General features: G+C 53.5%; 27 protein-coding genes. 15 read left to right on the top strand and 12 right to left on the bottom strand.

The genetic code is table 11. The features are described from left to right. Positions 1-14 precede the first annotated feature (14 nt). Together fimY and fimZ are read left to right on the top strand one after the other, a co-directional pair. Positions 15-725: a fimbria biosynthesis regulator FimY gene (gene fimY, locus AC07NP_RS00835; protein WP_494659285.1), complete on the top strand. Its 711-nt coding sequence runs from the start codon at positions 15-17 to the stop codon at positions 723-725. A gap of 603 nt (positions 726-1,328) precedes the next feature. Then, positions 1,329-1,961, top strand: coding sequence for a fimbria biosynthesis transcriptional regulator FimZ (gene fimZ / locus AC07NP_RS00830; RefSeq protein ID WP_203358593.1), 633 nt, complete (start codon positions 1,329-1,331; stop codon positions 1,959-1,961). A gap of 48 nt (positions 1,962-2,009) precedes the next feature. Here fimZ and sfmF read toward each other — a convergent pair whose 3' ends face one another. The 6 genes from sfmF to fimA all read right to left on the bottom strand — a co-directional run bounded on the left by sfmF (position 2,010) and on the right by fimA (position 8,086). Continuing rightward, complete coding sequence (gene sfmF / locus AC07NP_RS00825; protein WP_494659284.1) at positions 2,010-2,528, bottom strand: fimbria assembly protein; 519 nt, start codon at positions 2,526-2,528, stop codon at positions 2,010-2,012. Between the two features lie 9 nt (positions 2,529-2,537). After that, on the bottom strand, positions 2,538-3,545 hold the full coding sequence (gene fimH / locus AC07NP_RS00820; RefSeq protein ID WP_494659283.1) for a type 1 fimbria D-mannose specific adhesin FimH: 1,008 nt from the start codon (positions 3,543-3,545) through the stop codon (positions 2,538-2,540). A gap of 13 nt (positions 3,546-3,558) precedes the next feature. Then, complete coding sequence (locus AC07NP_RS00815; RefSeq protein ID WP_494659282.1) at positions 3,559-6,171, bottom strand: fimbrial biogenesis usher protein; 2,613 nt, start codon at positions 6,169-6,171, stop codon at positions 3,559-3,561. Between the two features lie 14 nt (positions 6,172-6,185). Continuing rightward, complete coding sequence (gene fimC, locus AC07NP_RS00810) at positions 6,186-6,878, bottom strand: type 1 fimbria chaperone FimC (protein WP_494659281.1); 693 nt, start codon at positions 6,876-6,878, stop codon at positions 6,186-6,188. 44 nt (positions 6,879-6,922) lie between these two features. Next, positions 6,923-7,456: a type 1 fimbrial protein subunit FimI gene (gene fimI / locus AC07NP_RS00805; RefSeq protein ID WP_494659280.1), complete on the bottom strand. Its 534-nt coding sequence runs from the start codon at positions 7,454-7,456 to the stop codon at positions 6,923-6,925. 75 nt (positions 7,457-7,531) lie between these two features. Next, positions 7,532-8,086 carry a type 1 fimbrial major subunit FimA gene (fimA, locus tag AC07NP_RS00800; protein ID WP_203358598.1) on the bottom strand — a complete coding sequence of 185 codons (555 nt, stop codon included), beginning with the start codon at positions 8,084-8,086 and terminating at the stop codon, positions 7,532-7,534. Positions 8,087-8,659: 573 nt separating this feature from the next. On the opposite strand from fimA, the gene folD reads away from it, so the two are divergent. The 3 genes from folD (at position 8,660) to AC07NP_RS00785 (ending at position 10,392) form a co-directional block, all read left to right on the top strand. Next, the gene (gene folD / locus AC07NP_RS00795) at positions 8,660-9,526 is read left to right on the top strand and encodes a bifunctional methylenetetrahydrofolate dehydrogenase/methenyltetrahydrofolate cyclohydrolase FolD (protein WP_203358599.1); all 867 of its coding nucleotides are present in this window, start codon (positions 8,660-8,662) and stop codon (positions 9,524-9,526) included. A 1-nt stretch (position 9,527) separates the two neighbouring features. Beyond that, the gene (gene ybcJ, locus AC07NP_RS00790) at positions 9,528-9,740 is read left to right on the top strand and encodes a ribosome-associated protein YbcJ (RefSeq protein WP_494659279.1); all 213 of its coding nucleotides are present in this window, start codon (positions 9,528-9,530) and stop codon (positions 9,738-9,740) included. A gap of 130 nt (positions 9,741-9,870) precedes the next feature. Beyond that, positions 9,871-10,392 (top strand): metal-dependent hydrolase, encoded by a 522-nt coding sequence (locus tag AC07NP_RS00785; RefSeq protein WP_494659278.1) that lies wholly within the window; start codon positions 9,871-9,873, stop codon positions 10,390-10,392. 90 nt (positions 10,393-10,482) lie between these two features. Here the strand turns inward: AC07NP_RS00785 and cysS are convergent, their stop codons facing one another. Continuing rightward, positions 10,483-11,868, bottom strand: a complete 1,386-nt coding sequence (cysS, locus tag AC07NP_RS00780) for a cysteine--tRNA ligase (protein WP_494659277.1) — start codon at positions 11,866-11,868, stop codon at positions 10,483-10,485. Between the two features lie 173 nt (positions 11,869-12,041). On the opposite strand from cysS, the gene ppiB reads away from it, so the two are divergent. The 5 genes from ppiB to mnmH all read left to right on the top strand — a co-directional run bounded on the left by ppiB (position 12,042) and on the right by mnmH (position 16,134). Beyond that, entirely contained in the window at positions 12,042-12,536 is a 495-nt protein-coding gene (ppiB, locus tag AC07NP_RS00775) for a peptidylprolyl isomerase B (protein WP_203358602.1), read from the top strand. 2 nt (positions 12,537-12,538) lie between these two features. Beyond that, positions 12,539-13,261: a UDP-2,3-diacylglucosamine diphosphatase gene (gene lpxH / locus AC07NP_RS00770; protein WP_494659276.1), complete on the top strand. Its 723-nt coding sequence runs from the start codon at positions 12,539-12,541 to the stop codon at positions 13,259-13,261. Between the two features lie 118 nt (positions 13,262-13,379). Then, positions 13,380-13,889 (top strand): 5-(carboxyamino)imidazole ribonucleotide mutase, encoded by a 510-nt coding sequence (gene purE, locus AC07NP_RS00765; protein WP_203358604.1) that lies wholly within the window; start codon positions 13,380-13,382, stop codon positions 13,887-13,889. Beyond that, positions 13,886-14,953 (top strand): 5-(carboxyamino)imidazole ribonucleotide synthase, encoded by a 1,068-nt coding sequence (gene purK / locus AC07NP_RS00760; protein ID WP_301696598.1) that lies wholly within the window; start codon positions 13,886-13,888, stop codon positions 14,951-14,953. Before purE ends, purK begins: the two co-directional genes overlap by 4 nt. Positions 14,954-15,051: 98 nt before the next feature. Further along, positions 15,052-16,134 carry a tRNA 2-selenouridine(34) synthase MnmH gene (gene mnmH, locus AC07NP_RS00755; protein ID WP_494659275.1) on the top strand — a complete coding sequence of 361 codons (1,083 nt, stop codon included), beginning with the start codon at positions 15,052-15,054 and terminating at the stop codon, positions 16,132-16,134. An 86-nt stretch (positions 16,135-16,220) separates the two neighbouring features. On the opposite strand, the gene AC07NP_RS00750 is transcribed toward mnmH, so the two are convergent. The 3 genes from AC07NP_RS00750 to ybbA form a co-directional block, all read right to left on the bottom strand. Further along, positions 16,221-17,354 carry a porin gene (locus AC07NP_RS00750; RefSeq protein WP_494659547.1) on the bottom strand — a complete coding sequence of 378 codons (1,134 nt, stop codon included), beginning with the start codon at positions 17,352-17,354 and terminating at the stop codon, positions 16,221-16,223. 252 nt (positions 17,355-17,606) lie between these two features. Then, positions 17,607-20,021, bottom strand: a complete 2,415-nt coding sequence (gene ybbP, locus AC07NP_RS00745) for a putative ABC transporter permease subunit YbbP (protein WP_494659274.1) — start codon at positions 20,019-20,021, stop codon at positions 17,607-17,609. Further along, complete coding sequence (gene ybbA, locus AC07NP_RS00740) at positions 20,018-20,704, bottom strand: putative ABC transporter ATP-binding protein YbbA (RefSeq protein WP_203358608.1); 687 nt, start codon at positions 20,702-20,704, stop codon at positions 20,018-20,020. The genes ybbP and ybbA overlap by 4 nt, the downstream gene beginning before the upstream one ends. On the opposite strand from ybbA, the gene tesA reads away from it, so the two are divergent. Genes tesA through AC07NP_RS00725 form a run of 3 tightly spaced genes read left to right on the top strand, consistent with a single transcriptional unit; the run spans position 20,672 to position 23,012 of the window. Further along, positions 20,672-21,298, top strand: a complete 627-nt coding sequence (gene tesA, locus AC07NP_RS00735; RefSeq protein ID WP_494659273.1) for a multifunctional acyl-CoA thioesterase I/protease I/lysophospholipase L1 — start codon at positions 20,672-20,674, stop codon at positions 21,296-21,298. The two genes, ybbA and tesA, sit on opposite strands and share 33 nt — an antisense overlap. Before the next feature lie 28 nt (positions 21,299-21,326). Beyond that, entirely contained in the window at positions 21,327-22,097 is a 771-nt protein-coding gene (locus AC07NP_RS00730) for an SDR family oxidoreductase (RefSeq protein ID WP_494659272.1), read from the top strand. Between the two features lie 60 nt (positions 22,098-22,157). After that, positions 22,158-23,012: a co-chaperone YbbN gene (locus tag AC07NP_RS00725; RefSeq protein ID WP_203358611.1), complete on the top strand. Its 855-nt coding sequence runs from the start codon at positions 22,158-22,160 to the stop codon at positions 23,010-23,012. A gap of 75 nt (positions 23,013-23,087) precedes the next feature. Here AC07NP_RS00725 and fetB read toward each other — a convergent pair whose 3' ends face one another. Next, entirely contained in the window at positions 23,088-23,867 is a 780-nt protein-coding gene (fetB, locus tag AC07NP_RS00720; RefSeq protein WP_494659271.1) for an iron efflux ABC transporter permease subunit FetB, read from the bottom strand. Continuing rightward, a complete protein-coding gene (fetA, locus tag AC07NP_RS00715) occupies positions 23,854-24,531 on the bottom strand; it encodes an iron efflux ABC transporter ATP-binding subunit FetA (RefSeq protein ID WP_494659270.1) in 678 nt (225 codons plus the stop codon). The genes fetB and fetA overlap by 14 nt, the downstream gene beginning before the upstream one ends. 149 nt (positions 24,532-24,680) lie before the next feature. Here fetA and AC07NP_RS00710 point away from each other — a divergent pair, with 149 nt between their 5' ends. Together AC07NP_RS00710 and AC07NP_RS00705 are read left to right on the top strand one after the other, a co-directional pair. After that, positions 24,681-25,598 (top strand): SPFH domain-containing protein, encoded by a 918-nt coding sequence (locus AC07NP_RS00710; protein WP_203358614.1) that lies wholly within the window; start codon positions 24,681-24,683, stop codon positions 25,596-25,598. Beyond that, a complete protein-coding gene (locus tag AC07NP_RS00705; RefSeq protein WP_494659269.1) occupies positions 25,595-26,059 on the top strand; it encodes an NfeD family protein in 465 nt (154 codons plus the stop codon). Before AC07NP_RS00710 ends, AC07NP_RS00705 begins: the two co-directional genes overlap by 4 nt. Positions 26,060-26,073: the final 14 nt, after the last annotated feature.

The following is a 26,073-nucleotide window of genomic DNA, read 5'->3' as shown; positions in this document are numbered from 1 at the left end:
CGGAAAAAGAAAGGATGCGCAGAGAACGGCATCGTCGTTTAAGGAACGCCAGTTGCACACGCAATCCCTCCCGGACAACACAACAGGTCGTTGACCAGATTGAATATCTGGATCAAAGACTCAATTATGCGTTGCCGGACAGCGCCTTCTCACAAGCGATTGTGACGACCGATCGCTATCTGGGCTATACGCTCAACCGCTATCTCTTTTCCGGTAAACGCACTGCAGTATTCAGCACGCTCGATTCCCCTTCGCTTAGACCTGAAGGATCACACCTTCGCCAACTGGTGATCGATATGGAAGGGCTGGCGATTTCCTGCTATGAAACGCTCGAGCGTTTACGCCTGCTTATTCGCGAGCGAAACGAGATTCACATCTATCTTCTGGTTTCTGGTAAAGACGCCAGCCTGGTTCAGTTTATGCGAATGGCCGGGAATTTCCATATCCTGTCCCGCCGTCAGGATCTCCCCTCTCTGCGCAAGGCATTATTATCCCCGCCAGAAGGTTCTCTCCAGCCAGACATCTTCAGCCACACCGACTGGGCGATAATTTCGGCCTTATCGCAAGGTGTTACATTAAAGACAATCGCCCGTTTGCAAAATACGCCATACCATCGGGTAATCTATCGAATTAATCGCCTGACGGCACGGCTAGAACTTCCCCATCGCCAAAGTTTACTGCATCTGATTCATCGTCTCAGCATTACTTCTCTTCACTTAATTTAACACCCTAAGCCACTATGCCGTAAGAATTTTTAAGAAATTACTTATTTTACATACGGACTAAATGTAAATTTTTCACAAAAAATTAATATTTACAACTATTCCTGGTATTCTCCTACGCCAGCAATATTCGAAAAACGCTTAATTTATAGGGGTTTTTTATTTTACCTTCTGAAAAAACAGCATAATCACACATAACACACGTTAAACAATTGGTTTTTTGTTTTGTTTTTTACATTTAAAAAAACACTTTAACCCACGATAAGGCAAACCTTAAGACAATAATTCCAGCGACTGTTAAGCTGCCTAAATCGTGCAGAATATTGTAACTGACTGGGGCGATGACCGTTCTATAAGCCTTTTCCGAAAAAACAGACCAGGTATAATCATTCCTGTTCTTTGGTTAAAAATTAAATTTCTTTTGTTGGTGCGAAATGGATATTCCACACACTCATTGCTCTTACGCAAAATAGCCAGCTAACAGGGATGTCATTGCATTTGCCATGATCTTATTTCATGGGGAGAGTTTCTGGCTATTTGACAATATCTACGACGTCCCATTTACCTACAAATGCAAGACGCACGAACAGTCTGAGGCATACAACAATGAAACCAGCATCCGTTATTATTATGGACGAGCACCCTATTGTCAGAATGTCGATAGAAGTGCTTCTCGAAAAAAATAACAATATCCAGGTTGTCCTGAAAACCGATGACAATCGCACAGCGATCGATTATCTGCGCACTTACCCCGTGGATCTCGTTATTCTGGACATCGAACTGCCTGGTACGGACGGCTTTACGCTGCTAAAGAGGATCAAATCGATACAGGAAAACACGCGGGTTTTGTTTTTATCGTCAAAATCGGAGTCTTTTTATGCAGGTCGGGCAATCCGGGCTGGCGCGAATGGTTTTGTCAGCAAAAGAAAAGATCTGAACGACATTTATAATGCGGTAAAAATGATCCTCGCGGGATATTCCTTTTTCCCTTCGGATACGCTTAATTTCATCAGCAATATTAACATGCGAAAAGGAGAGCTAAATGATATGCCGCTCTCAAACCGCGAGGTCACGGTTTTACGTTATCTGGCAAACGGATTATCAAATAAAGAAATCGCAGAGCAGCTCTTACTCAGCAACAAAACCATCAGCGCTCACAAAGCCAACATTTTTTCTAAGCTCGGTCTGAACACAATAGTGGAGCTTATTGATTACGCCAAAGTACACGAACTCTTGTAATAACACTCCCGGCGAGACATCGTTCGGGAGTGCTGAGAACGCGTTACCTCAGTTGTAGTTAATCATAAATGTCGCATCTGCCTTTGCACTGCCAGGCTGAACGCCGTCGGCTAATGCGATGTAATTGGCAAAAAAGGTCAGCGTCGCATTGCCGTTTTCATCAATACTGACCGGCGGACTGGCTTGCTCAAGCGGCAACCGGGTTTTACCGCTGTCGCGAATTTCAATCGCCACCTTCTGCGCCATCACCGCATCGTCCAGTGCCAACAGCGACGTTCCCGGCGCGGGCGTTCCAGAAAACGTCATTGAGGCGGAACCGGGCGGACAACCTTCCAGTTTTAAGCTAAAGGGGACCGGCTGTGTCGTGTCCCCCGTTGTGCGCAGCTGTTTCGTCGGCCAGCTGCCGAGCTCAACCGTTTTATTGCTGTCACCGGCAATGACCGCGCAGGTAAAATCCACCACATTCCCGCGCAGTTCAATGTTGATCTCCCCCAGCGATGACTCTGCCAGGCAAAACGGACTGATCAGCGCGCTACACACCATGACACAAAAGAGCCGGATCATCATGCGTTCTCCTTAGTCATAATCCACGCGCAGATACCCTCGCGCGGTGAAGGGACCTTCCGTGGGCTTACTTCCGGTCACGCTCACTGGCCACGCGCGGATCCCGACATTCGCCTGAGCATTATCATCAAGGCGAAACGGAATTTTGCTCGCCAGATCGTTGGGGGTCAGCGGTACGCCGCTGCCATCCGACACGATAAACCCTAAGTCAGGATTATCAGAGACCATCGCTTTCCCCGACACTTTCTCCGCTTCCAGGCGCATGGATAAATAGGCTTGCGCCGCCACATTGGTGCATTTAATGGCGATCGTTTTCGTTTGCGGCGTGATCCCCTCCGGACGATTCCCCGCACCCGCTTTGCTAAACAACGCCGCGCCAATATCGCCGAAATCAAACTCCACCACTTCTCCGGCATTCACTTTGCAGCTTTGCGGCACTTCCACTTTGCCGCTGTAGCTGATGGTGTAAACCGGCGTACTCAGCGCATCGCCGTTGCTGGTCGTCACATAGACCGTGAACATGGTCTGACGGGGAATCGGCACCATATTGATAAAGGGACGAATCACCTTCAGTTTGAAGATAAGCTTTGAATCCATCACCCCAAAAGGTTTCTGTTTTGAAACGTTGGGATGCGTCCCCATACGGATATAGCTGCGGGGCGGATAAAACAGCCCCGCATAGCTGTCCGTAATACTCATGGCCCCCAGCAGATAGTCATTGAGTTTCAGATACTGAAACCCGCCTTCCGTGCTTTGTACGGGGAGTTCGCTCACATAGCTGCGGTAGGTATAGTTCACCGTGGTCCCGGCAGGACAGGTGGCATTCACGCCAACCCAACCTGACTTTTCCGGTAGCGTCACGACTTGCCCCACCTGGTTATTACTGCTGGTAAAGACATTCGACAGATCGTAAAAAACATCTGTCGGCGTACCGTTTGAGTTATAACAAACCGTCGCCAATGCCGGGTGTGCCAGCAACAACGCAGCGCCACCCAGCAATAATCCTGTATGTCGTTTCATCTTCTTTTTCCTTTCATGGCGACGGGCGTTCACAGGTCGCATTGCTCAGCGTGACCGCTTGTTTCAGGCTCTCTTCCGGTAAGGCGTAGTGCGCCACGCAGCGTGAGTTCGCCCCCTCCCCCCATTGAATAAGCAGGTCACCGCTCAGCGGTAATCCACTCAGGTAGATTTGCCCGTCGTCGCCGACCATGCTGGTAACGCCACTGGCGGTCTCACGGACAACGGAGCCAAACGGAACAGGCCGGTCCCCCTGTTTCACCGTGATCATCGCGCGTACGCCAATGCGCGTTTCAAACGCCGCACGGACCAGCGCCCCTTGCGTCGGCACCACGCTGCTGACGTTGTTTTCCACGTCGGTGTGGTTATTCATGGAGTTGGTATCCAGCGCCACACGGTTATAGCGGTACACCGTGGCATAGGGCATCACCGCGTAGCCACGCCAGTCGGTCTGTATCCCGGTCTGGTTTTCGATGTGCACCCCTTCAGCCCCTGGCGCTTTAATCAATACGTTGGTGTCGCCCAGTGGCTGGCTGAGGGTAATGCCGTCGGCATGCCCGACCATGCCGCCAGAAAGCTGCCAGTTGTAATCATGCTGGTCGCGATCGTAGTTGTAGCCCACCCCGAGCGTGCCATAAGCGGCTTGCCAGTTCGCACTGGCGCTACCGCTGTAACCGTTGGTGCTGCTGCGTCCCTGGTTCACGCTGTAGCTCAGGTTGCGTCCCTCCAGCAACGTACCGCCGACACCGGTTTGCCAGCTGTTCTGCCCATCGCTGTTGCGACTGCCGTTGAAGGTGGCGTAGGTACGATCCAGCGCGTTATCACGCGAGTAACGCCGTCCGGTCAGGACGCTAAACGGAACAGACATATTGAACGCCAGAATACGGTCGGTGCCGGAAATGCCGACGGATTCGTTCCACGACCACGAGAGGGAATAGCTAATGCCCTGCCAGCCGCTGGCATAGCCAAGCTGATACCAGCTGTTGGCTTCCGACGTATTCCAGTAAGTTTGCTGGCTGCCAGAAACATACAGCGAGCCGTAATCCCCCAGATTCTGTGAAATATTGACCTGGAAACGCCCTTTTTTGCTGTAGCTCAGATTGTGATAGCTCTGCACCACCGGCACTTCATGGCGATTGCCTTCACTGTCATATTCATATTCGTAACCTTCCATGCTGCGGTACGCCACATCATCAAGGGTGTAAAACCCCCGGGTGGAATAGCGATAGCCCAGAAGCTGGAAGTTCGTGCCGAAATTATTGAGCGATTTGGCGTACAGAAAACGCAGCGACTGCCCTTCGTGCGTACTGTCATCCGCCAGTTGGCTGCGCGCATGGGTGACGTCGACAGACACTGCCCCCCAGTCGCCCAGATTTCGTCCGGCGCCCAGCACCATAGCGCTATAACGCGACGCCAGCTGCGTCCCGCCATAGGCGGTGTAGCCTTGTGGCAGCCCGGCGATGACGGTGCCCTGAAAAAAGAACGGCGACGATTGCTGGCTATTGCCACTACGGTAATCCCCGGCCACCAAATCATATTTGATTCGCCCTTCACGCTGCAGAAGCGGCACGGTGGAATACGGCACGGTGTAGCGCTGCTGACTGCCGTCTTTTTCATCTACCGTCACCTCAAGGTCGCCGCTTGAAGAGGTCGGGTTAAGGTCGGTAATGGCAAACGCGCCTGGCGAAACATAACTCTGATAAATCACGTACCCATTCTGGCGAATGGTCAGTTTTGCGGGCGTGCGGGCGATCCCTCTGACAGTCGGGGCGTAACCTTGCAGGCTATCGGGATACATATTGTCGGAAGAGTAGAGCCGCGCCCCGCGAAAGCCCACGCTGTCGAACACGTCGTTGCCCGTATTGCTGTCGCCCATCACCAGTTCTCCCTTGAGGGGAATGATGGCGCGTTGCAGCCAGGTGCCGATGTTTTTCCAGCTCTGTGAGTGGTATCCGTCGCCTTTGTTGTAACTCCATGCGCCGTTATTGCGCAGCCGCCAGGGACCGTAATTGAGACCGCTCATCAGGCTTAAAAAATAGCTGTCGCTGTCGTTTCCGCGGCTGCCGGTAAAGCTGTAGTTGATCAACGCCGCGGGGATACCCTCATCCCACTCTTCCGGTGGGATGTATCCGCGCGCGCTATTGAGCATTGATGCCTGTGGCAGGCTCACGTTGAGCCGCAGGGTAGCAAAATCGAAGGCGATTTCCGTGCCCGGTATCGCCTCCGGTAAATTGATGCAGGTGTTGTCCTTTTCCTGACTCAAAGCAGGAAAGGCAGCGGTGTTAATCCCCAGCCGCTTAACCCACTCCAGGTTAAAGCAGGGCATTAACCCTCCCGACTTTTCACCGGTCTTCACCGTTGTCGTTTCAAAGCGAATATCCTGGGTGGCGACAAATTCATCGTTGCGCCAGATATCGACACGGTAAACGCCGGGAGGCTGATGATTGCCTTTCTCAAAGCGTGACAAATCCGCCACGGATGCCGCATCTGATGATAAAAAAGCCGGGTTAAAGTAACTTTCCCCCTGACTTAAGGAGGGATAGAGTGCCGCCAGCGTCGACAGCGCCACCCCCGTCAGATGTGGCGTAAACCCCGGAAGCAGGCCGGGAAAATACGTTGTCTTCTTCATCATTTTCTCACGGTTCAGCGCAGGCTAACCGTTTTGGCCGGGGTCACTGCGCCATAATCATTGACCGTCTGGAACGTCACGTTTCCCTGCGCGCCGCCAGGCAACAGGATCTGGGTGTCACTTTTCGGCGCCACCATGACGTTATCCACTTTTTGGCTTCCCACTTTCAGGTTGACCAGCGTGAGGTAATAGGCAGATGGGTTGGCGATTTTCAGGTGGTTGCCGCTACGGGAGAATTGCAGCAGACCTGGCGCTTCTTCTGAGATCTGCGGCAGATTGCCCGGGCGAACAAACAGCTTAATGCGCGACAAAATCGCCAGTTGCAGGACGTTCTTCCCTTCGAGGTTGTTTTTATCCACCGACGGTATCGCTTTCACATTCATCCAGAACAGCGATTCGCGGTCCGTCGGCAGCGGTTGTCCGGCGTAAATGATACGCAGCGTGTTTTCGCTTTTGGGTTCGCTGACAAAAAGGGGCGGCGTGACGATAAACGCTTTTTCTTTGACACCCGCGCTGTTCTCAACCCAGGAATTGACCAGATAACGTTCTTTGCTGTCGCTATTGCTAATGGCTAACGACGTTTGTTTCGCATCCGCCGGATAAATAACGCGAGTCGCACCTAATGCGATGCCTCCCGCTGCCTGTGCGCTAAACGAAGAAATTAAGGCAATAAAAATAATAAGGCCTGATTTAATGAATGTAAGCATGGCAAAAAATACCTTTTGCGTTTTATTAGCGTCGCGGAAATAAATCAGGGGTAAACCAGCGTAAACCACACATCTGAATGAATACTTCCCGGCGTCATATTTTCCGAGATTGCCCGATAGCGAGCAGTGAAATGGAAAGTCATCTCTTGCGTTAAAATAGGGGCGTAATGGAGCGGCAATGCGTTCGGTATAATTTGCCGTTGTTGCTCATCAAATAAGGCAAGGCCGATTCCGGATGCAGAACCGGCGTCGCTGCTGGCAAGGAATACCTGCGGGTCTTCCACTGGCGTTACGCCTGAAAACGCAATGCCGACGTGGTCATAAACATCTGAACTGCATGACGTTAAGCGTAACGAGAAAGGCACACTGACAGGGGCGAAACTGCCGGGGCCCGCAAACGCATTCGTACGGTATTGCCCCATTTGCACGCGTAAATCCTCACTTTCTGAGGCTACCGTGCAGGCACCGTTCACCAGTTTTCCGCGCAAATGGAGACGTCCGCTCTCCAGTATTACCGTATGCGCACTGACAGACATCGCGCAGAGCACTCCCGCCAACGCCATGCCTTTCCTCATCATCAACCACATCCCTTATCATCCCCGGTGTTGCCTCATCCATTGAGGCACGCGTCATCCTTGCTCAAACCTGAACGCTTACTCGTACTTCATGATGAAGGTGGCATCAGCATTAGCCTGACCCGGCGTTGCGCTTGCTGCGGTGGCTTTATAGCGTGCAGAGAAACGCAGGGTGTTCGTGCCTTCTACCAGCGCCTGAGCCGTTGAGAACGTCGCGCCATCCGGCTTCAATGCAGACGATTTGCTGTCCAGAATTTCGATACCCACACCGCCTGCCGTTGTGCTGTTATCGGAGGAAGAGACCGCCAGCAGGGCATCGTTGCTCAGGTCGCTTTGACCGGAGAACGCAACCGCAGCGGTCGCCGCTACGCTGGGATCACAGTCATTCAGGACAATGCTGAACGGGATCTGTGCCGTGGTGTCACCCACTGCGGCAAAGCTGGCTGTACGGTACTGGCCCAGCGTCACTACCTGATCCGCAGACTGGGTGCTAACGGCACATGCCGCATTGACCAGTTCACCTTCAAAGTGAACGGTGCCGCCGCTGACACTCACCGGATCTGCCGCAACAGCGGAGCCCGCAACGAGCATCAGGCCAGCAATAACAGAAGAGGTCATTAATTTAAGTTTCATGGGTTTCCCTTGCATTACACACATTCGGTTCCGGCTTCCTGCGGGATCCGTTTGAATCAATATCGACATAAAATGTCAGGCAAATTATCTCTGCATCCTGTAAAGATATATTCCGAAAGAGAATTAGCTAATCTTTCCTCCAACTCTCCTGAGTAGCAGATTCACTAATTAATCTTTACGAATATGACAATTCGTCACAGCGATAAATTAAACATTTCAATAAATGAAAAATACCCGTAAACCCTTTTATTGACCTAAGCCAATTCTTATTGGGATATAGGACGGTTCCAGGATGTTTTTATATAAAAAAGGGTTCTGGTGAAGATAACAGTCTGGTTTTTGGGGGATTCATTCGCAAAATGCCAGGGTGATGAATTGTTTCGACCAGGTTAAATTTAATTAGCCTGCGTACAAAAATGCACCGCCATTTACCCTGAAACTGGGCCACAACGTGAAGGTCACACCGCCACGATCGCATCTAAATACGCAAACGAAAACTGACAGCGCGCCCCGCTTCTGACAAAATAGTCACATCCCCTTTGACTTAACGTAACAGATGGAATCTTCTCTCTGATGGTAGCAAAGATTATTGACGGTAAAACGATTGCGCAGCAGGTGCGCTCTGAGGTTGCTCAAAAAGTTCAGGCACGTTTAGCGGCCGGACTTCGCGCCCCAGGACTGGCTGTTGTGCTGGTAGGTAGCAACCCGGCTTCGCAAATTTATGTCGCAAGCAAGCGTAAAGCCTGTGATGAGGTGGGGTTCGTCTCCCGCTCTTATGACCTGCCTGAAACCACCAGCGAGGCGGAACTGCTTGAGCTTATCGATACGCTTAATGCAGACAACACCATCGACGGTATTCTGGTGCAACTGCCGTTACCGGCGGGCATCGACAACGTCAAAGTGCTCGAGCGCATCGCGCCAGACAAAGACGTGGATGGCTTTCATCCATACAACGTAGGTCGTTTGTGCCAGCGCGCGCCACGTCTGCGTCCGTGTACTCCGCGCGGTATTGTTACCCTGCTTGAGCGTTACAATATCGATACCTACGGGCTGAATGCCGTGGTGATTGGCGCCTCCAACATCGTCGGTCGCCCGATGAGCATGGAACTGCTGCTGGCAGGCTGCACCACCACCGTCACTCACCGCTTTACCAAAAACCTGCGTCATCACGTCGAAAATGCCGACCTGTTGATCGTGGCCGTCGGCAAACCCGGATTTATTCCCGGCGAGTGGATAAAAGAAGGCGCCATCGTAATCGATGTCGGCATTAACCGTCTGGAAAATGGTAAAGTTGTCGGCGACGTCGTCTTTGACGATGCGGCGGCACGTGCGTCATACATCACGCCAGTGCCGGGCGGAGTCGGTCCGATGACCGTCGCAACACTTATCGAAAACACGCTGCAGGCGTGTGTTGAATATCACGATCCACAAGGTAATTAATATGGCGAATTTTTCTTTAGGCAAGCATCCGCACGTGGAGCTGTGCGATTTGCTCAAACTGGAAGGCTGGTGTGAAAGCGGCGCCCAGGCGAAAATAGCCATTGCTGAAGGTTTAGTTAAGGTCGATGGCGCGGTGGAAACCCGTAAACGCTGCAAAATCGTCGCGGGACACACCGTGAGCTATGAAGGTCACAACATTAACGTCGTCGCGTGATCTCAGCTGCCGGATAACGGTTAACCCCTTATCCGGCCAGTTCCCCCATATTTCAGATAATTAACTTCATCGTCCCTTCACAGTAAACAGTAAACTGTTAGCATGTTGTTTTTCATACGAAGCGAACCTCATGCCAACCATTGTTACCCACGCCGCCGTTCCTCTTTGTCTTGGATTAGGCCTCGGCCTCAAGGTTATTCCCCCTCGCCTGCTGTTTGCCGGGATCGTGCTGGCGATGCTGCCCGATGCCGACGTACTGGCGTTTAAGTTTGGGATTGCCTACGGCAACGTATTTGGCCATCGTGGTTTTACCCACTCACTGTTATTTGCCTTTGTCATACCCTTTTTATGTGTACTGATCGGGCGACGATGGTTTAGGGCGGGGCTGGTTCGCTGTTGGCTGTTCCTGACGGTTTCACTGCTGTCGCACAGTTTGCTGGATTCAGTCACCTCCGGTGGAAAAGGCGTCGGCTGGTTGTGGCCGTGGTCTGACGAACGCTTCTTTGCCCCCTGGCAGGTGATCAAAGTCGCACCGTTTGCACTCTCACGCTATGCCACGCCGTACGGGCATCAGGTGATGCTGTCTGAGTTGATGTGGGTGTGGTTGCCGGGTGTGGTGGTGATGGGAATGTTGTGGTGGCGTAGACGTTAAAAAGCCGGGTGGCGGCTTCGCCTTACCCGGCCTACGAGCGGATCATACTTTGTAGGCCGGGCACGCATCAGCGCATCCGGCAATAGACGATTATTTACGACGCCAGGTGGTCCCTTGCGGGCCATCTTCCAGCACGATCCCCATCTCGTTCAGACGGTCACGCGCCGCATCTGCCGCCGCCCAGTCTTTCGCTTTACGGGCATCGAGACGCTGTTGAATCAACGCTTCAATCTCAGCAACTTCGCCATCGTCCGCCTGCGCGCCGCTTTGCAAGAACGCTTCTGGATCTTGTTCCAGCAGACCCAGCACGCCAGAGAGCTTACGCAGATGCGAGGCCATCGCGTTCGCCGCCGCCATATCTTCACCCTTCAGGCGATTCACTTCACGCGCCATATCAAACAATACCGAGTAGGCTTCCGGCGTGTTGAAATCGTCGTTCATCGCCTCAACAAAACGCGCTTCAAACGCTTCGCCACCCGCAGGAGCAACGGATTTGTCCGTTCCGCGCAGCGCAGTGTAAAGACGTTCCAGCGCCGAACGCGCCTGTTTCAGGTTCTCTTCGCTGTAGTTCAGCTGGCTACGATAGTGGCCGGACATCAGGAAGTAGCGAATGGTTTCGGCGTCGTAGTATTTCAGGACGTCGCGCACGGTGAAGAAATTGCCCAGGGATTTAGACATTTTCTCGCGGTCAATCATCACCATGCCGGAGTGCATCCAGTAGTTCACGTACTCGCCGTCATGCGCGCAGGTGGACTGGGCGATTTCGTTTTCATGGTGCGGGAACATCAGGTCAGAACCGCCGCCGTGAATATCAAAATGGTTGCCTAACTGTTTGCAGTTCATCGCCGAACATTCGATATGCCAGCCCGGACGCCCTGCGCCCCACGGTGACGGCCAGCTCGGCTCGCCCTCTTTGGACATCTTCCACAACACGAAATCCATCGGGTTGCGTTTCACGTCAACGACGTCCACACGAGCCCCGGCCTGGAGCTGGTCGAGATCCTGGCGTGACAGCAGGCCATAGTTCGGGTCCGTCGGGACATCAAACATCACATCGCCGTTATCTGCCACGTAGGCGTGACCTTTGGCAATCAACTGTTCAGTAATTTCAATGATTTCGTGGATATGGTGCGTTGCGCGCGGTTCGAGGTCCGGGCGCAAAATGTTCAACGCATCGAAATCGTTGTGCATCTCGGCAATCATGCGATCGACCAGCGCCACAAAGTTTTCGCCGTTTTCGTTGGCGCGTTTGATGATTTTGTCATCGATATCGGTAATGTTACGCACGTATTTCAGTTTGTAGCCGAGGAAACGCAGGTAGCGCGCCACCACATCGAAGGCAACAAATGTACGTCCGTGACCAATATGACAGAGATCGTAAACGGTAATACCACACACGTACATGCCGACTTCCCCGGCATGAATAGGCTTAAATTCCTCTTTCTGGCGCGTCAGTGTATTAAAGATTTTTAACATCGAAGATTCCGTATAGACGTGTGTGGATAATAAAGTCTGTATAATACCCATAATTCAGACTGGAATCAGCACACATTGCAAGATGATCCCGTCTTACGGTTATGCTATAACACCCCACTATCTGTGACCCAGCGTTGGGTCGAAGCACCACTATATCGGAACAGGATGCAAAAATGGTTACTTTCCACACTAATCACGGCGATATCGTAATCAAAACCTTTGATGACAAAGCGCCTGAAACAGTTAAAAACTTCCTGGACTACTGCCGCGAAGGTTTTTACAACAACACCATTTTCCACCGTGTCATTAACGGTTTTATGATTCAGGGCGGCGGTTTTGAACCGGGCATGAAGCAAAAAGACACCAAAGAGGCGATCAAAAACGAAGCCAACAACGGTCTGAAAAACACCCGTGGTACGCTGGCAATGGCGCGTACTCAGGCTCCGCACTCCGCAACTGCCCAGTTCTTTATTAACGTTGTCGACAACGACTTCCTGAACTTCTCTGCTGAAAGCATGCAGGGCTGGGGCTACTGCGTATTTGCTGAAGTCGTTGAAGGCATGGACGTTGTAGACAAAATTAAAGCGGTGTCCACCGGTCGCAGCGGCATGCATCAGGACGTACCAAAAGAAGACGTCATCGTCGAAAACGTGACCGTCAGCGAGTAATCGTGGCGACACTGTTTATTGCAGATCTTCACCTCTGCACAGAAGAACCGGCGATCACCGCCGGTTTTCTGCGTTTTTTAGCCGGTGAAGCGCGTCAGGCAGACGCACTGTACATTTTGGGCGATCTTTTCGAAGCCTGGATAGGCGACGACGATCCCAATCCCCTGCACCACGAAATAGCCGCGGCGATTAAAGCGGTGGTCGATTCCGGCGTGCCCTGTTTTTTCATTCACGGTAACCGCGACTTTCTGCTCGGAAAACGTTTTGCCCGTGAAAGCGGCATGACCCTGCTACCGCAGGAAAAGGTGCCTGACCTGTATGGCCGACGCGTGTTGATCATGCATGGCGATACCTTGTGTACCGACGATGTCGGTTACCAGGCGTTTCGCGCCAAAGTGCACAAACCCTGGCTGCAAACGCTGTTTCTTGCCCTGCCGCTGTTTATTCGTAGCCGCATTGCCGCCAAAATGCGGGCTGGCAGCAAATCCGCCAACAGCAGTAAATCACTGGAAATTATGGATGTTAATCAGCAGGCCGTGGTGGCTGAGATGGAAAAACATCAGGTTCAGTGGTTGGTTCACGGTCATACCCATCGCCCGGCGGTGCATGAACTCACTATTAACGGAAAACCTGCTTTTCGTGTCGTTTTAGGTGCCTGGCACCACGAAGGCTCGATGGTAAAAGTCACGCCAGACAACGTTGAACTGATCGCCTTCCCGTTTTAAATTCTCACAGCTATTCGCCGCAACTTTAACCGCGCAACCGTTTTCCTTGCCGGATTATCATGCTATTCTCTGTGGCCTCAAAAGCAGTGTGTCCCGCACCACAGGAGTTTTCAGACGCATGTCTTCCCGCAATAATCCGGCGCGTGTCGCCATCGTGATGGGGTCCAAAAGCGACTGGGCTACCATGCAGTTTGCCGCCGAAATCTTTGAAATCCTGAACGTTCCACACCACGTTGAAGTTATTTCCGCTCACCGCACCCCCGACAAATTGTTCAGCTTCGCCGAAAGCGCCGAAGAGAACGGTTATCAGGTGATTATTGCCGGTGCTGGCGGTGCCGCACATTTGCCGGGCATGATTGCGGCGAAGACGCTGGTGCCCGTGCTGGGCGTTCCGGTACAGAGCGCGGCGCTGAGCGGCGTTGACAGCCTCTACTCTATTGTTCAGATGCCACGCGGTATTCCGGTCGGTACACTGGCGATTGGCAAAGCGGGCGCGGCGAACGCAGCACTGCTGGCAGCACAAATTCTGGCGACCCATGACAGCGCGCTGCATCAGCGCTTGAATGACTGGCGTAAAGCGCAAACGGATGAGGTGCTGGAGAATCCAGATCCGCGGGGTGCGGCATGAAGCAGGTCTGCGTGCTGGGTAACGGACAGTTAGGGCGGATGCTGCGCCAGGCCGGTGAACCGTTAGGGATAGCCGTCTGGCCAGTGGGACTGGACGCCGAACCTGCCGCTGTTCCTTTTCAGCAAAGCGTAATTACCGCAGAAATTGAGCGCTGGCCAGAAACCGCGTTGACCCGCGAACTGGCGCGCCACCCGGCCTTTGTCAACCGCGATGTATTCCCAATTATCGCTGACCGACTCACGCAAAAGCAGCTTTTTGACAAACTCTCCCTTGCCACCGCACCGTGGCAACTGCTGGCCGGGAGCGACGAATGGCCGCACATTTTCGAACGCTTAGGCGAACTGGCGATTGTCAAACGCCGCGTCGGGGGTTATGACGGTCGCGGGCAGTGGCGCTTGCGCAATGATGAAACTGACCAACTCCCGAATGACTGCTACGGCGAGTGTATTGTCGAGCAGGGGATCAACTTCTCCGGGGAAGTGTCATTAGTTGGCGCACGCGGTCACGACGGCAGCACCGTATTTTATCCGCTGACGCACAACCTGCATCAGGACGGAATTCTGCGCACCAGCGTGGCGTTTCCGCAGGCTAACACCCGATTGCAGGAACAGGCGGAAGCCATGCTTTCCGCCATCATGCAGGAGTTGGGTTACGTTGGCGTGATGGCGATGGAGTGCTTTATCACCTCAGAAGGGCTGTTGATCAACGAACTGGCCCCGCGCGTGCATAACAGCGGGCACTGGACGCAAAACGGCGCCAGCATCAGTCAGTTTGAGCTGCACCTGCGCGCCATCACGGGACTGCCATTACCGACGCCGGTGGTGAACAGCCCATCGGTGATGGTGAATTTGATTGGCAGTCCTTTGAATTATGACTGGCTGAAACTGCCGTTAGTGCATCTGCACTGGTACGACAAAGAGGTTCGCCCGGGGCGTAAGGTGGGTCACCTGAACCTGACCGACAGCGACACCGCGCGCCTTAACGCCACGCTGGAGGCACTGGCGCCATTACTGCCGCCAGACTACGCCAGCGGCATCATTTGGGCGCAAAGTAAGCTCATATAACCCAGAAAAATGCCGGGAAATAGAACTTATCCTTTCCCGGCCCCTCTCTCAGCGCGTAAAATCCTGCCCATTGCTGTTTTGTTTTATCAGGATCTCCCATGAACGATGGAACGGATTATCGCGCGATCCTCACCGCCGACACGCCTTTAATCGATGTACGCGCCCCAGGCGAATTCACCCAGGGCGCCATGCCCGCAGCCATTAACCTGCCCTTGATGAATGATGAAGAGCGCGCCGCCGTCGGCACCTGCTACAAGCGCCAGGGACCAGAGGCCGCACTCAAGCTTGGTCATCAACTGGTTTCCGGCGAACTTCGCCAACAGCGGCTGGATGGCTGGCGAGAAGCGTGTCAACAACGGCCCACCGGCTATCTTTGCTGCGCGCGCGGCGGCCAACGCTCGCACATTGTTCAGCAATGGCTGCGTGAGTCAGGTATTGACTACCCGCTGATCAAGGGCGGCTATAAAGCGTTACGCCAGTCTGCCATCCGCCTCACCGAAGAACTGGTGCAAAAGCCCATCGTCTTAATTGGCGGCTGTACCGGCAGCGGCAAGACGCAACTGGTACAACAGCAGCCCAACGGTATCGATCTCGAAGGGCTGGCGCACCATCGCGGCTCCTCATTTGGCCGTACGCTGTTGCCGCAACTCAGTCAGGCCAGTTTTGAAAACCTGCTGGCAAGTGAGTTGCTCAAGGTCGATGCGCGCCAGACGCCGCGTTTATGGGTGCTGGAGGACGAAGGCCGGATGATTGGCTCGAACCATCTGCCGGAATGCTTGCGCGAGCGTATGGCACAGGCGGTCATTGCGGTGGTTAACGATCCCTTTGAATTGCGTCTGGAACGGCTGCGTGAAGAGTATTTCGTGCGTATGCATCATGACTTTACTCACGCGTACGGCGAAGAGCACGGTTGGCAGGAATACAGCGAATATTTGCACCACGGGCTGTCAGCCATTCAGCGTCGGCTGGGTCTGCAACGATTTAAAGAATTGACCACCGCGCTCGATATTGCCCTGGCTGAACAGCAGAGCACCGGCAGCACCGAGGCGCATTTCAGTTGGCTGGTTCCGCTGCTGGAAGAGTATTACGACCCGATGTATCGCTATCAGCTCGAAAAGAAAGCAGAGAAAATTGTTTTTCGCGGCACGTTTGATGACGTCGGAGAGTGGCTAAGCCACTAAAAAAATGCCGGATGGCAGCAATTGCCTCATCCGGCATATATTTTGTAGGCCCGGTAAGCGTAGCGCCACCGGGCACAGTGTCAGACTTAGAAGTCGTAACGCAGACGCACCAGGTTCATATCACCCAGATCGTCGGTGCTGGAGGTAAAGACGTGTTCGTAATCAACACGGAAACCATAATCCAGCTGGAAGCTGATCCCCACACCGTTGTCGGTGCGCAGATAATCACGACCATTCACGTATTCAATACGATCGCCCATAAAGTAAGGCTGGATGGATTTCACCGCATACTGGCCAATCGGGAATGTATAGCCCGCAAAGTATTCCAGACCCCACGCATCACCGGCAAAGTAATCATTAACAGACACTTTTTTGGTGGTCATGAAGTTCTGATACCAGCCGCCACCCATGGAGAAGGTCCAGTTGTCAGGCGTCCAGCTAAATGCTGTACCGACGATGTTCTGGTCGTAGGTTTTGCTGTCGTTGCCACGCATCTCCGCACGGGTGTAGTTCCACGCCGTACCCCAGGTCAGATCGTCTGTGATGTGATAATCCACACCCAGAGAGCCGCCGCCTTTACGTTTGTATTTCAGGCCATTGTTCGGGTTGTAGTCGTCGCTGAACAGATAAGACGCGTAGAGATCAACATCCCCCACCGCTTTCTTATATTTCAGAGATTTACGGGTGCGGTACGAACCATCGTAGTCGCCGTTAATCCCGTTACCCGGTGCCTGACCGATCATGTCATAGTCCCAGATATCGGTTTTCGCCCCGACCACATCATAGTAAATGCTGTTCTGTTGACCGAAGGTCAGCGTACCCCAGGTATCACTTTTCAGACCGGTGTATAACATACGACGGGTCGTGTCGTTGGCACCATCCGCGTAGTGGTTGTCCCAGTTGAACATCGCCGGGAAGTTCACGCCCAGCTCGTAGTAGCTGACCCAGCTAATGTCATCAAACAGGTAGTAATCGGCGGCGAAACGGAAACGTGTACCGCCGTCAAACCCATTACGCTTATACCCATTTGCACCATCATCGCCAGCCATATTCTGGAACTGCGGACGAATACTCCCGCCGACGGTGAAGTTGAGACGGCTCAGAGGATTACCCGCCTGAGGATCCTGTTTCAGAACCGTGATTTCCGCCTGAGAGGCGAAAGACGTCAATGCCACTGCTGCGCCGATCGATGCCGCCAGCGCTGTTGTTTTTATATTCATCATTGTTCCTTGATAGATTTACCCTGAAAAATTCACGCGATTGGCTGACGCACACGCGTCACCAGGCGACATGAGTTCTGACGGGGATAGCCTGCTAATTATTCATCAAGTGAATATTAACTTTTATTGATACTGCTGTGTTGGCGGGTTTTTAATGATTTGTGCTACTAAATATCAAGGAGTTATCAATTTGTGCCACATAATGGGTACGCGCCAGTATAAAAACCGGCGCGCAACCATCACACATATGAATTAATTACTGAATTGACGGAACAGCGCTTTACCTTTCAAAAGACGAACGCCTAGCCATCCGCCGCAAACGGAGAGTAACAGCGCGCCACAAAAGGGCAGCACGATCCACAGTCGCCAGTCAGGCTCCCACGGGAAGTCAAAAACGCGGGTTTGCAACACGGCCAGCGCCGTTTCAGCGCCAATGGCCGCCACCAGCCCGGAAACCAGTCCCAGCATGGCAAACTCGCACCACAGCGTGGTTCGCAGCAGTTTTTTACCCGCCCCCAGCGTTCGCCAGACCACCAGCTCCTGATGACGCTGGCGCATACCAACCTGCACCTGCGCCAGTAACAGCAGCATGCCGCAGGCGGTCACCAGAACCACCATCACCTCCAGCGCCCGACTCACCTGATCCAGTACCTGGGCCACCTGTTTGAGGATCGCGCCAATATCCAGCAGACTGACAGTGGGAAACTCCCGGTTCAACTGTGTCAGCATGCCGTTGCCGTTCTCCCAGCGAAAACTGGTGAGCCAGCTTTGCGGCTGCCCATCCAGCGCGCCAGAGGGGAAAATAAAGAAGAAATTGGGGCGCAGACTTTCCCAGTCCACCCGGCGCAAACTGGTGACTTTCGCGCTGAACTCCTGGGTATCGCCCATAAAGGTCACGGAATCCCCGAGGCCTATCTTCAGGCGTTTCGCCAGCCCCTCTTCGATCGAGACTTCCCCAACCTTTGGTGGCCAGTTTCCGGCCGTGATCGGATTATGGTTTGGGCGAATATCCTGCCAGGTCAGATTCAGTTCGCGGTTAAGCGCTTCATCCTGATTCCCCTCCGTGGGTTTCCCGTTAATGGCCGTCAGTCGCGCCCGCACAATCGGGTAGAACGCTTCGGGGATCACCTGATGCTCCGAGAGGAACGCTTTCAGCGGCGTCACTTGTTCAGTCGCAATGTTTAACAGAAAGTAATTTGGGCTTTCCGGCGGCATTTGTTGCTGCCAGCGATCCAGTAAATCGCCGCGCAGCACCAGCAGTAGCGCCAGTAGCATGAAGGAGAGCGAAAACGCGGAGAGCTGGCTCAGCGTGGACCAGGGCTGGCGCAGCAGTCGACTCACTGCTAACCGTAACGGCAGCGAGGTTAATGTCAGGCCACGCAGGACATTCAGCAACATCCAGCCTAATACCCCGCACAGGAGCGCTAGCACCACCGCACCCGCCAGAACCGCCCACAGCAGCATGCTGCCGCCCATTAACCCGGCAAGCAGAGCGACGACCACCATGCTCACGACCGGAAGATAGATTTTCAGCGGCCAGACGTTCGCCACCACATCACGGCGTAACACCCGCAGCGGCTGTGTCGCTAACAGCAGTCGGTAGGGACGTAGCCCGACCAACAGAGAGATGACGGTCATCGTCCCAAGTGCCCAAAGCCATGGCCAGGGACTGGCTGGGGGCAACTCAGCAGGCAAAACGGGCCTGAGCAATACCATCAGCACCTTTTCGAACAGCAGCCCAACGCCACCGCCCGTGACCGCAGAAAGCGCCAGCACCATTAACCACTGACCGATGATCAGCTTACGTAATTGCGCGCGACCAGCCCCCAGCGTTTTGAGAATGGCGACCAGATCGTAGCGGCTACGACAGTAATGGCTCATCGCAACGGCAACGGCAGCCACCGCCAGCAACAGCGTTAACAGCGCCGAAAGCAGCAGGAATTGTTGCGAGCGTTCCAGCGATTTACCCAGCGCCCCGTCGTCCTGCTCCAGTCCGTACCAGCGATGCTCTGGCTTAAGCTGCGGCAGCAGCCATTTTTCATAACCGTCGAGCTGCTGCGCCGTTCCACCAAATTTATAGCGCCACGTGACGCGACTCCCCGGCTGCACCGCCCCCGTTTTTTCAACATCGGCGATATTCATCATCAGCCGCGGCGCCATCTGGAAAGGGTTAAAACCAGAATCCGGCTCCTGAACCACCTCCCCGGCAATGCGCAGCGTTGCGTCACCGACATCAAGGGTGTCGCCGATTTTCAGATTGAGAAGCACCATCAGGCGCGGTGCCAGCAGTACAAAACCGGGTTGTGGTTTTAGCCCTGGCGGGTCGGTTTGTAGTTCGCCGTACATCGGATAGACACTGTCTACCGCTTTGACATTCGCCAGTTGCGGCGTATCGCCTGCGAAGGTCATGGTGGCGAACGTCAGTTGTTCTCCCACCTTCAGCCCGCATTTGCGCGCTTGCTCAATCCACGCCTGCGGCACCTCGCGAGAACTGCGCAGCGCCCTGTCTCCCGCCATAAACTCGCGACTTTGCTGACTGAGCCCCTTTTCCATGCGATCGCTGACCTTGCCAAGCGCCAGCACACACGCCACCGCCAGACTCAGCGCCAGCCAGACAATCAGTAATGACGGGGAGCGCCATTCGCGCCAGAACCAGCGTGCAATCATGCCTCCTCCTGCAACTGCCCATTGACCAGCCGCAGACGCCTGTCGCAGCGTGCCGCCAGTTGCGGATCGTGCGTCACCAGAATCAGCGTCGTGCCATGTTCGCGATTGAGTGAGAACAACAAATCGGCAATCTTATCGCCGGTTTGTCTGTCGAGATTGCCTGTTGGCTCGTCGGCAAACAGCACGTCCGGACGACCATTGAAGGCCCGCGCCAGCGCCACGCGCTGTTGTTCTCCGCCGGAAAGCTGCGCCGGGAGGTGGTCCAGCCGTTTTCCCAATCCTAGCTGTTCGAGTAGCGCTTTCGCGCCTGCGCGGCTTTGACCGCTGTTCTCACCGCGCAACAACGCGGGCAGCTCGACGTTTTCCAGCGCGTTCAGCGTGGGGATCAGCATAAAGGACTGAAAAACAAACCCAACATGCTGTGCGCGTAGCTGCGCCCGCGCTTCTTCGTCCATCGCGTGCAACGGTTTGCCTACAAGGCTCACCTCGCCGCTACTGCCGTCATCGAGGCCTGCCAGAATCGCCAGTAAGGTGGATTTCCCCGACCCCGACTCACCAATCAGCGCAAGGGTATCGCCGCGTTTGACAACCAGTTCAACTCCGGTAAGGATGGAAAGCTCATGCTCCCCCTGACCGACGGACTTCTTAAGATGATGAACTTCAACAATGTTTTCCGCTGGCATCTGCCCTTCCTGTTCCTGATTCTGTTAACCTTCCGCGCCGCCGCAGCGGATACGTTACTGATTCTGGGCGACAGCCTGAGCGCCGGATACCGCATGTCGGCCAATGCCGCCTGGCCGGCGCTCCTGCATGATAAATGGCAGACCAAAACAACGGTGGTCAACGCCAGTATCAGTGGTGATACCTCGCAACAAGCGCTGGCGCGCCTGCCCGGGTTACTACAACAACATCAACCCCGTTGGGTGCTGGTAGAACTGGGCGGCAATGACGGTTTACGCGGGTTCCAGCCTCAGCAAACGGAGCAAACGCTGCGTAAATTATTGCAAGACGTCAAAGCCGCAAACGCCAAACCGCTGCTGATGCAAATACGTCTGCCCGCAAACTACGGTCGTCGGTATAATGAAACCTTTAGCGCCATCTATCCCAGACTTGCCAAAGAGTTCGATATTCCACTCCTGCCCTTTTTTATGGAAGAGGTTTATCTGAAACCCCAATGGATGCAGGACGACGGCATTCACCCTAATCGCGACGCTCAACCGTTTATCGCCGACTGGATGGCGAAACAATTGACGCCATTAGTTAACCACGACTCGTAAGTCAACGGAGATCCTGACAGGTAAAGTTATGCAAAAATCGGTCTTAATAACAGGATGTTCCAGCGGAATCGGTCTGGAAAGCGCCCTGGAACTCAAGCGCCAGGGTTTCCAAATCCTGGCGGGCTGCCGCAAACCCGAAGACGTCGCTCGCATGAACAGTATGGGCTTCACCGGTATTCTGCTGGATCTGGATTCCCCCGAAAGCGTGGATTGCGCCGCCCAGGAAGTGCTCGCCCTGACCGATAATTGTTTGTATGGGATCTTTAATAATGCCGGTTATGGCGTTTATGGCCCGCTCTCAACCATCAGCCGCGAGCAGATGGAACAACAGTTTTCCACCAATTTCTTCGGCGCACATCAGCTCACCATGCGTCTGCTGCCCGCCATGTTGCCCCACCGCGAAGGGCGCATTGTCATGACCTCCTCGGTGATGGGACTGATTTCCACGCCAGGTCGCGGCGCTTACGCGGCCAGCAAATACGCGCTGGAGGCCTGGTCAGACGCGCTGCGTATGGAACTGCGCCACACCGGGATCAAAGTCAGTCTGATCGAACCCGGCCCCATTCGCACCCGCTTCACAGAAAATGTTAACCAGACGCAAAATGACCAACCGGTAGAAAACCCCGGTATCGCCGCACGTTTTACGCTGGGGCCGGAGGCCGTTGTCGCCAAAGTGCGCCGCGCGTTTGAAAGCGATAAACCGAAATTACGCTACCCCGTTACGATGGTGACGTGGGCCGTCATGCTACTTAAACGCCTGCTGCCAGGGCGCATAATGGACAAAATTTTACAGGGGTGAGTTGAAGCACGCGTCTCAGCCCCCATGTAAAAGGAAATATAGACAAAAGAGAGCGACTCCATGTCCGTACAGAATATTGTTAACATTAACGAATCCAATTTGCAGCAGACCCTTGAACAGTCAATGACCACCCCGGTCCTGTTCTATTTCTGGTCTGAGCGTAGTCAGCACTGCCTGCAACTGACGCCCGTGCTGGAAAGCCTGGTTGCGCAATACAACGGTCAGTTTATTCTGGCGAAACTGGACTGCGACGCGGAGCAGATGATCGCCTCCCAGTTTGGTCTGCGCGCCATCCCAACTGTGTATCTGTTCCAGAACGGTCAACCGGTAGATGGTTTCCAGGGGCCGCAGCCGGAAGAAGTCATCCGCGCGCTGCTCGACAAAGTGCTGCCGCGTGAAGAAGAGCTGAAAGCGCAGCAGGCGATACAGCTGATGCAGGAAGGCAACTACGCAGAGGCGCTGCCGCTGCTGAAAGACGCCTGGCAGCTCTCCAGCCAGAACAGTGAAATCGGTCTGCTGCTGGCGGAAACGCAAATTGCCCTCAACCGCTCTGAAGATGCCGAAGCGGTATTGAAGACCGTGCCATTGCAGGATCAGGACACCCGTTATCAGGGGCTGGTCGCACAAATTGAACTGCTGAAACAGGCAGCGGACACCCCGGAAATTCAGCATTTGCAGCAACAAGTTGCAGAACACCCGCAGGATGCCGCGCTGGCCGCGCAACTGGCGCTACAGCTGCATCAGGTGGGGCGTAATGAAGAAGCGCTGGAACTGTTGTTCAGCCATCTGAAAAAAGATCTCTCTGCCGCTGAGGGTCAGGCCCGTAAAACGTTCCAGGAAATTCTCGCGGCGCTGGGGACTGGCGACGCGCTGGCCTCAAAATACCGCCGCCAGCTGTACGCCCTGCTCTATTGATTGATGCCGGATGGCGCTATCGCTTATCCGGCCTACAGGATTATGCCTGTCTGCAGGCCGCCATCCGCTAAACCATCACGACTTCTTCAGTTGCGCCACCACCAGCTGGTGGCGCGAATTGTAAAACTTCCGGTAGGTTAAATAGCAGGCGATAATGGTCGACAGGCTGGCGGTTGAGAGCAGCATAAAGGTCACCATTATCTGATATTTAATCGCTTTCACCGGGTCGATACCGGCAAAAATAAGCCCCGACATCATCCCCGGTAAACTCACCAGGCCCACCGTTTTCGCCGAATCTATGGTCGGAATAAGCGACGCGCGAATGCTGTCGCGGATAAGTCCGGCAGACGCCATTTTCGGCGTTGCGCCCAGGCTGAGTTTTTCCTGAATCTGCTGTTGTTCGCCAGTGAATCGCTGACCGAGATTGTTGTAACACAGACCGACGGCCACCATCGCGTTCCCCGCAATCATGCCGGAAATGGGGATCACCTGCATGGGAACAAATTCAATGGAGCCAGAAAGCACTAATACTGCCAGCGTTAAACCTGCGCCGGACGTAATAGCGATAAACGATGAGATAAAGGCTTTGCCGATATATTTACTGCGTTTTTGCGCGTTATACGCCGCGTTAAAACAGATGAATAACACCATCAAAATGGTCAAAACGGCATGATTAACGCCGAATATGTATTTTAAGACATACCCCACAATAACAAGCTGAACCACCGCCCGGCAGATGCTCCAGAGAATCTCTTTCTCCAGCGCCAGTTTTTCTTTGTGGCTAATCATTATCGCCACCACTACCAGCATCATCGCGAATGCCAGAGATTCATTCGTAATATTATGCTCGTTCATAGGTTGCCTCCTGCATTTCTCCAGCATGAGGCTGGAGTGTGATCACTTTATCCGCATGGTTTATTTCATCTTTATCGTGAGTGACCCATAACACGCCGATATTTTTATCGCGGACATAATGATGGATAAGATCGTTCACATTGCGTTTATTACTCTCATCCAACGCGCTGGTAATTTCATCCAGCAGCAGTATTTTAGGCAGAAACTGTAAGTTGCGGATTAAGGCGATCCGTTGTTTCTCACCACCCGAAAGTTCAGTAATACTCTTGGTCAGGATCGCTTGCGGTAATTCAACGCGCGCCAGATCGGCGGCAAATGCGTCAGGATCCGGCCGTTGATGGCGGATCTGCCACGGGAAGATCAGATTATCGTAAACCGTGTCGCCAAACAGCGCGGGCGTCTGGGCGCAATAAGAGACTTGCTGGCGATAGTGCTCGGGATTCAGGGTTGTTATCTCATCCCCGGCAAAATAGATCTCGCCATGGCTTGGGCTTATCAGCGATGCTACAATTTTTAGCAGCGTGCTCTTACCACATCCTGAAGGGCCGGTAATCAGCTTAAACTCCCCCGCCCTAAGATTAAAACTGATGTTATTCAGAATGTTGGTAGCTCCGGCCTGGTATCCCACCCTTTTTAGCTGGAGCAAAATGCTTTCTTCTTTCATTACACATCCGTTTTTCATGTTTCTGGCAAAAATGTAGTGTATCCCTCTAATGACCAGGAGGTAACTCACTATGATTAATCAGGTATAATTGATTAACAGAGACAATAAAAATCGTTTTTGACATGGACAACACTACAGGAGGTTTATCGATGCTTATCTTTATCCCGATTCTTATTTTCGTCGCACTGGTGATTGTCGGTGCTGGCGTCAAAATCGTTCCGCAAGGATACCAGTGGACCGTAGAGCGGTTTGGTCGCTATACCAATACACTGCAGCCGGGTCTGAGTCTCGTGGTCCCGTTTATGGATCGCATTGGCCGAAAAATCAATATGATGGAACAGGTGCTCGATATTCCATCTCAGGAAGTCATCTCGAAAGATAACGCCAACGTTTCGATTGATGCGGTCTGTTTTATCCAGGTGATTGATGCGCCGAAAGCCGCATATGAAGTCAGTAATCTGGAGCTGGCCATCATCAATCTAACCATGACGAACATCCGTACCGTGCTGGGCTCAATGGAGCTTGATGAAATGCTCTCCCAGCGCGACAACATCAATACGCGCCTGTTACACATTGTTGATGAAGCCACCAACCCGTGGGGTATCAAAATTACCCGCATTGAGATCCGCGATGTTCGTCCTCCGGCGGAGTTGATCGACGCCATGAACGCGCAGATGAAAGCGGAACGTACCAAACGTGCCTATATCCTGGAAGCCGAGGGGATCCGCCAGGCGGAGATCGTCAAAGCCGAGGGTGAGAAACAGTCAAAAATTTTGATCGCCGAAGGTGACCGTCAGTCGGCATTTTTACAGGCAGAAGCCCGCGAACGCTCCGCCGAAGCGGAAGCCCGCGCCACGCAAATGGTTTCTGAGGCTATCGCCTCCGGAAACATTCAGGCCGTTAACTATTTCGTGGCGCAGAAATACACCGAAGCGCTGCAAAAAATTGGTTCGGCTAACAACAGTAAAGTGGTGATGATGCCGCTCGATGCCAGCAGTCTGATGGGCTCCATTGCCGGGATCACCGAACTGATTAAGGACAGCGCCAGCGAACGGAAAAACCCATGATTGAAATGATTCTGGTACATCCGCATCTTTTCTGGCTCAGCCTCGGCGGTCTGTTACTGGCCGCTGAGATGCTCGGCGGTAACGGCTATCTGCTCTGGAGCGGCGTGGCGGCGGTGATCACCGGATTAACGGTCTGGCTCCTACCTCTCGGCTGGGAGTGGCAGGGAACGCTGTTTTCTGTGTTAACCCTGCTGGCAGCGTGGTTCTGGTGGAAGTGGCTGACGCGGCGCGTCGGTGAGAAAAAACCGTCAGACAACCATCTCAATCAACGCGGACAACAATTGGTTGGGCGTCGGTTTATTCTGGACACTACGCTGGTCAACGGGCATGGGCACATGCGGGTCGGCGACAGCTCCTGGCCCGTCAGCGCCGATCAGGATCTCACTGCCGGTACACATGTCGAAGTGATCGCTGTAGAAGGCATTACGTTGAAAATCAAATCGGTATTATCAGAACAATAATCATCAGGGAATAA

The organism is Citrobacter sp. GW821-FHT07H02 (assembly GCF_059418505.1).
Note: the sequence above shows the minus strand (reverse complement) of the source record. Positions and strands in the feature narration are given on the sequence as shown.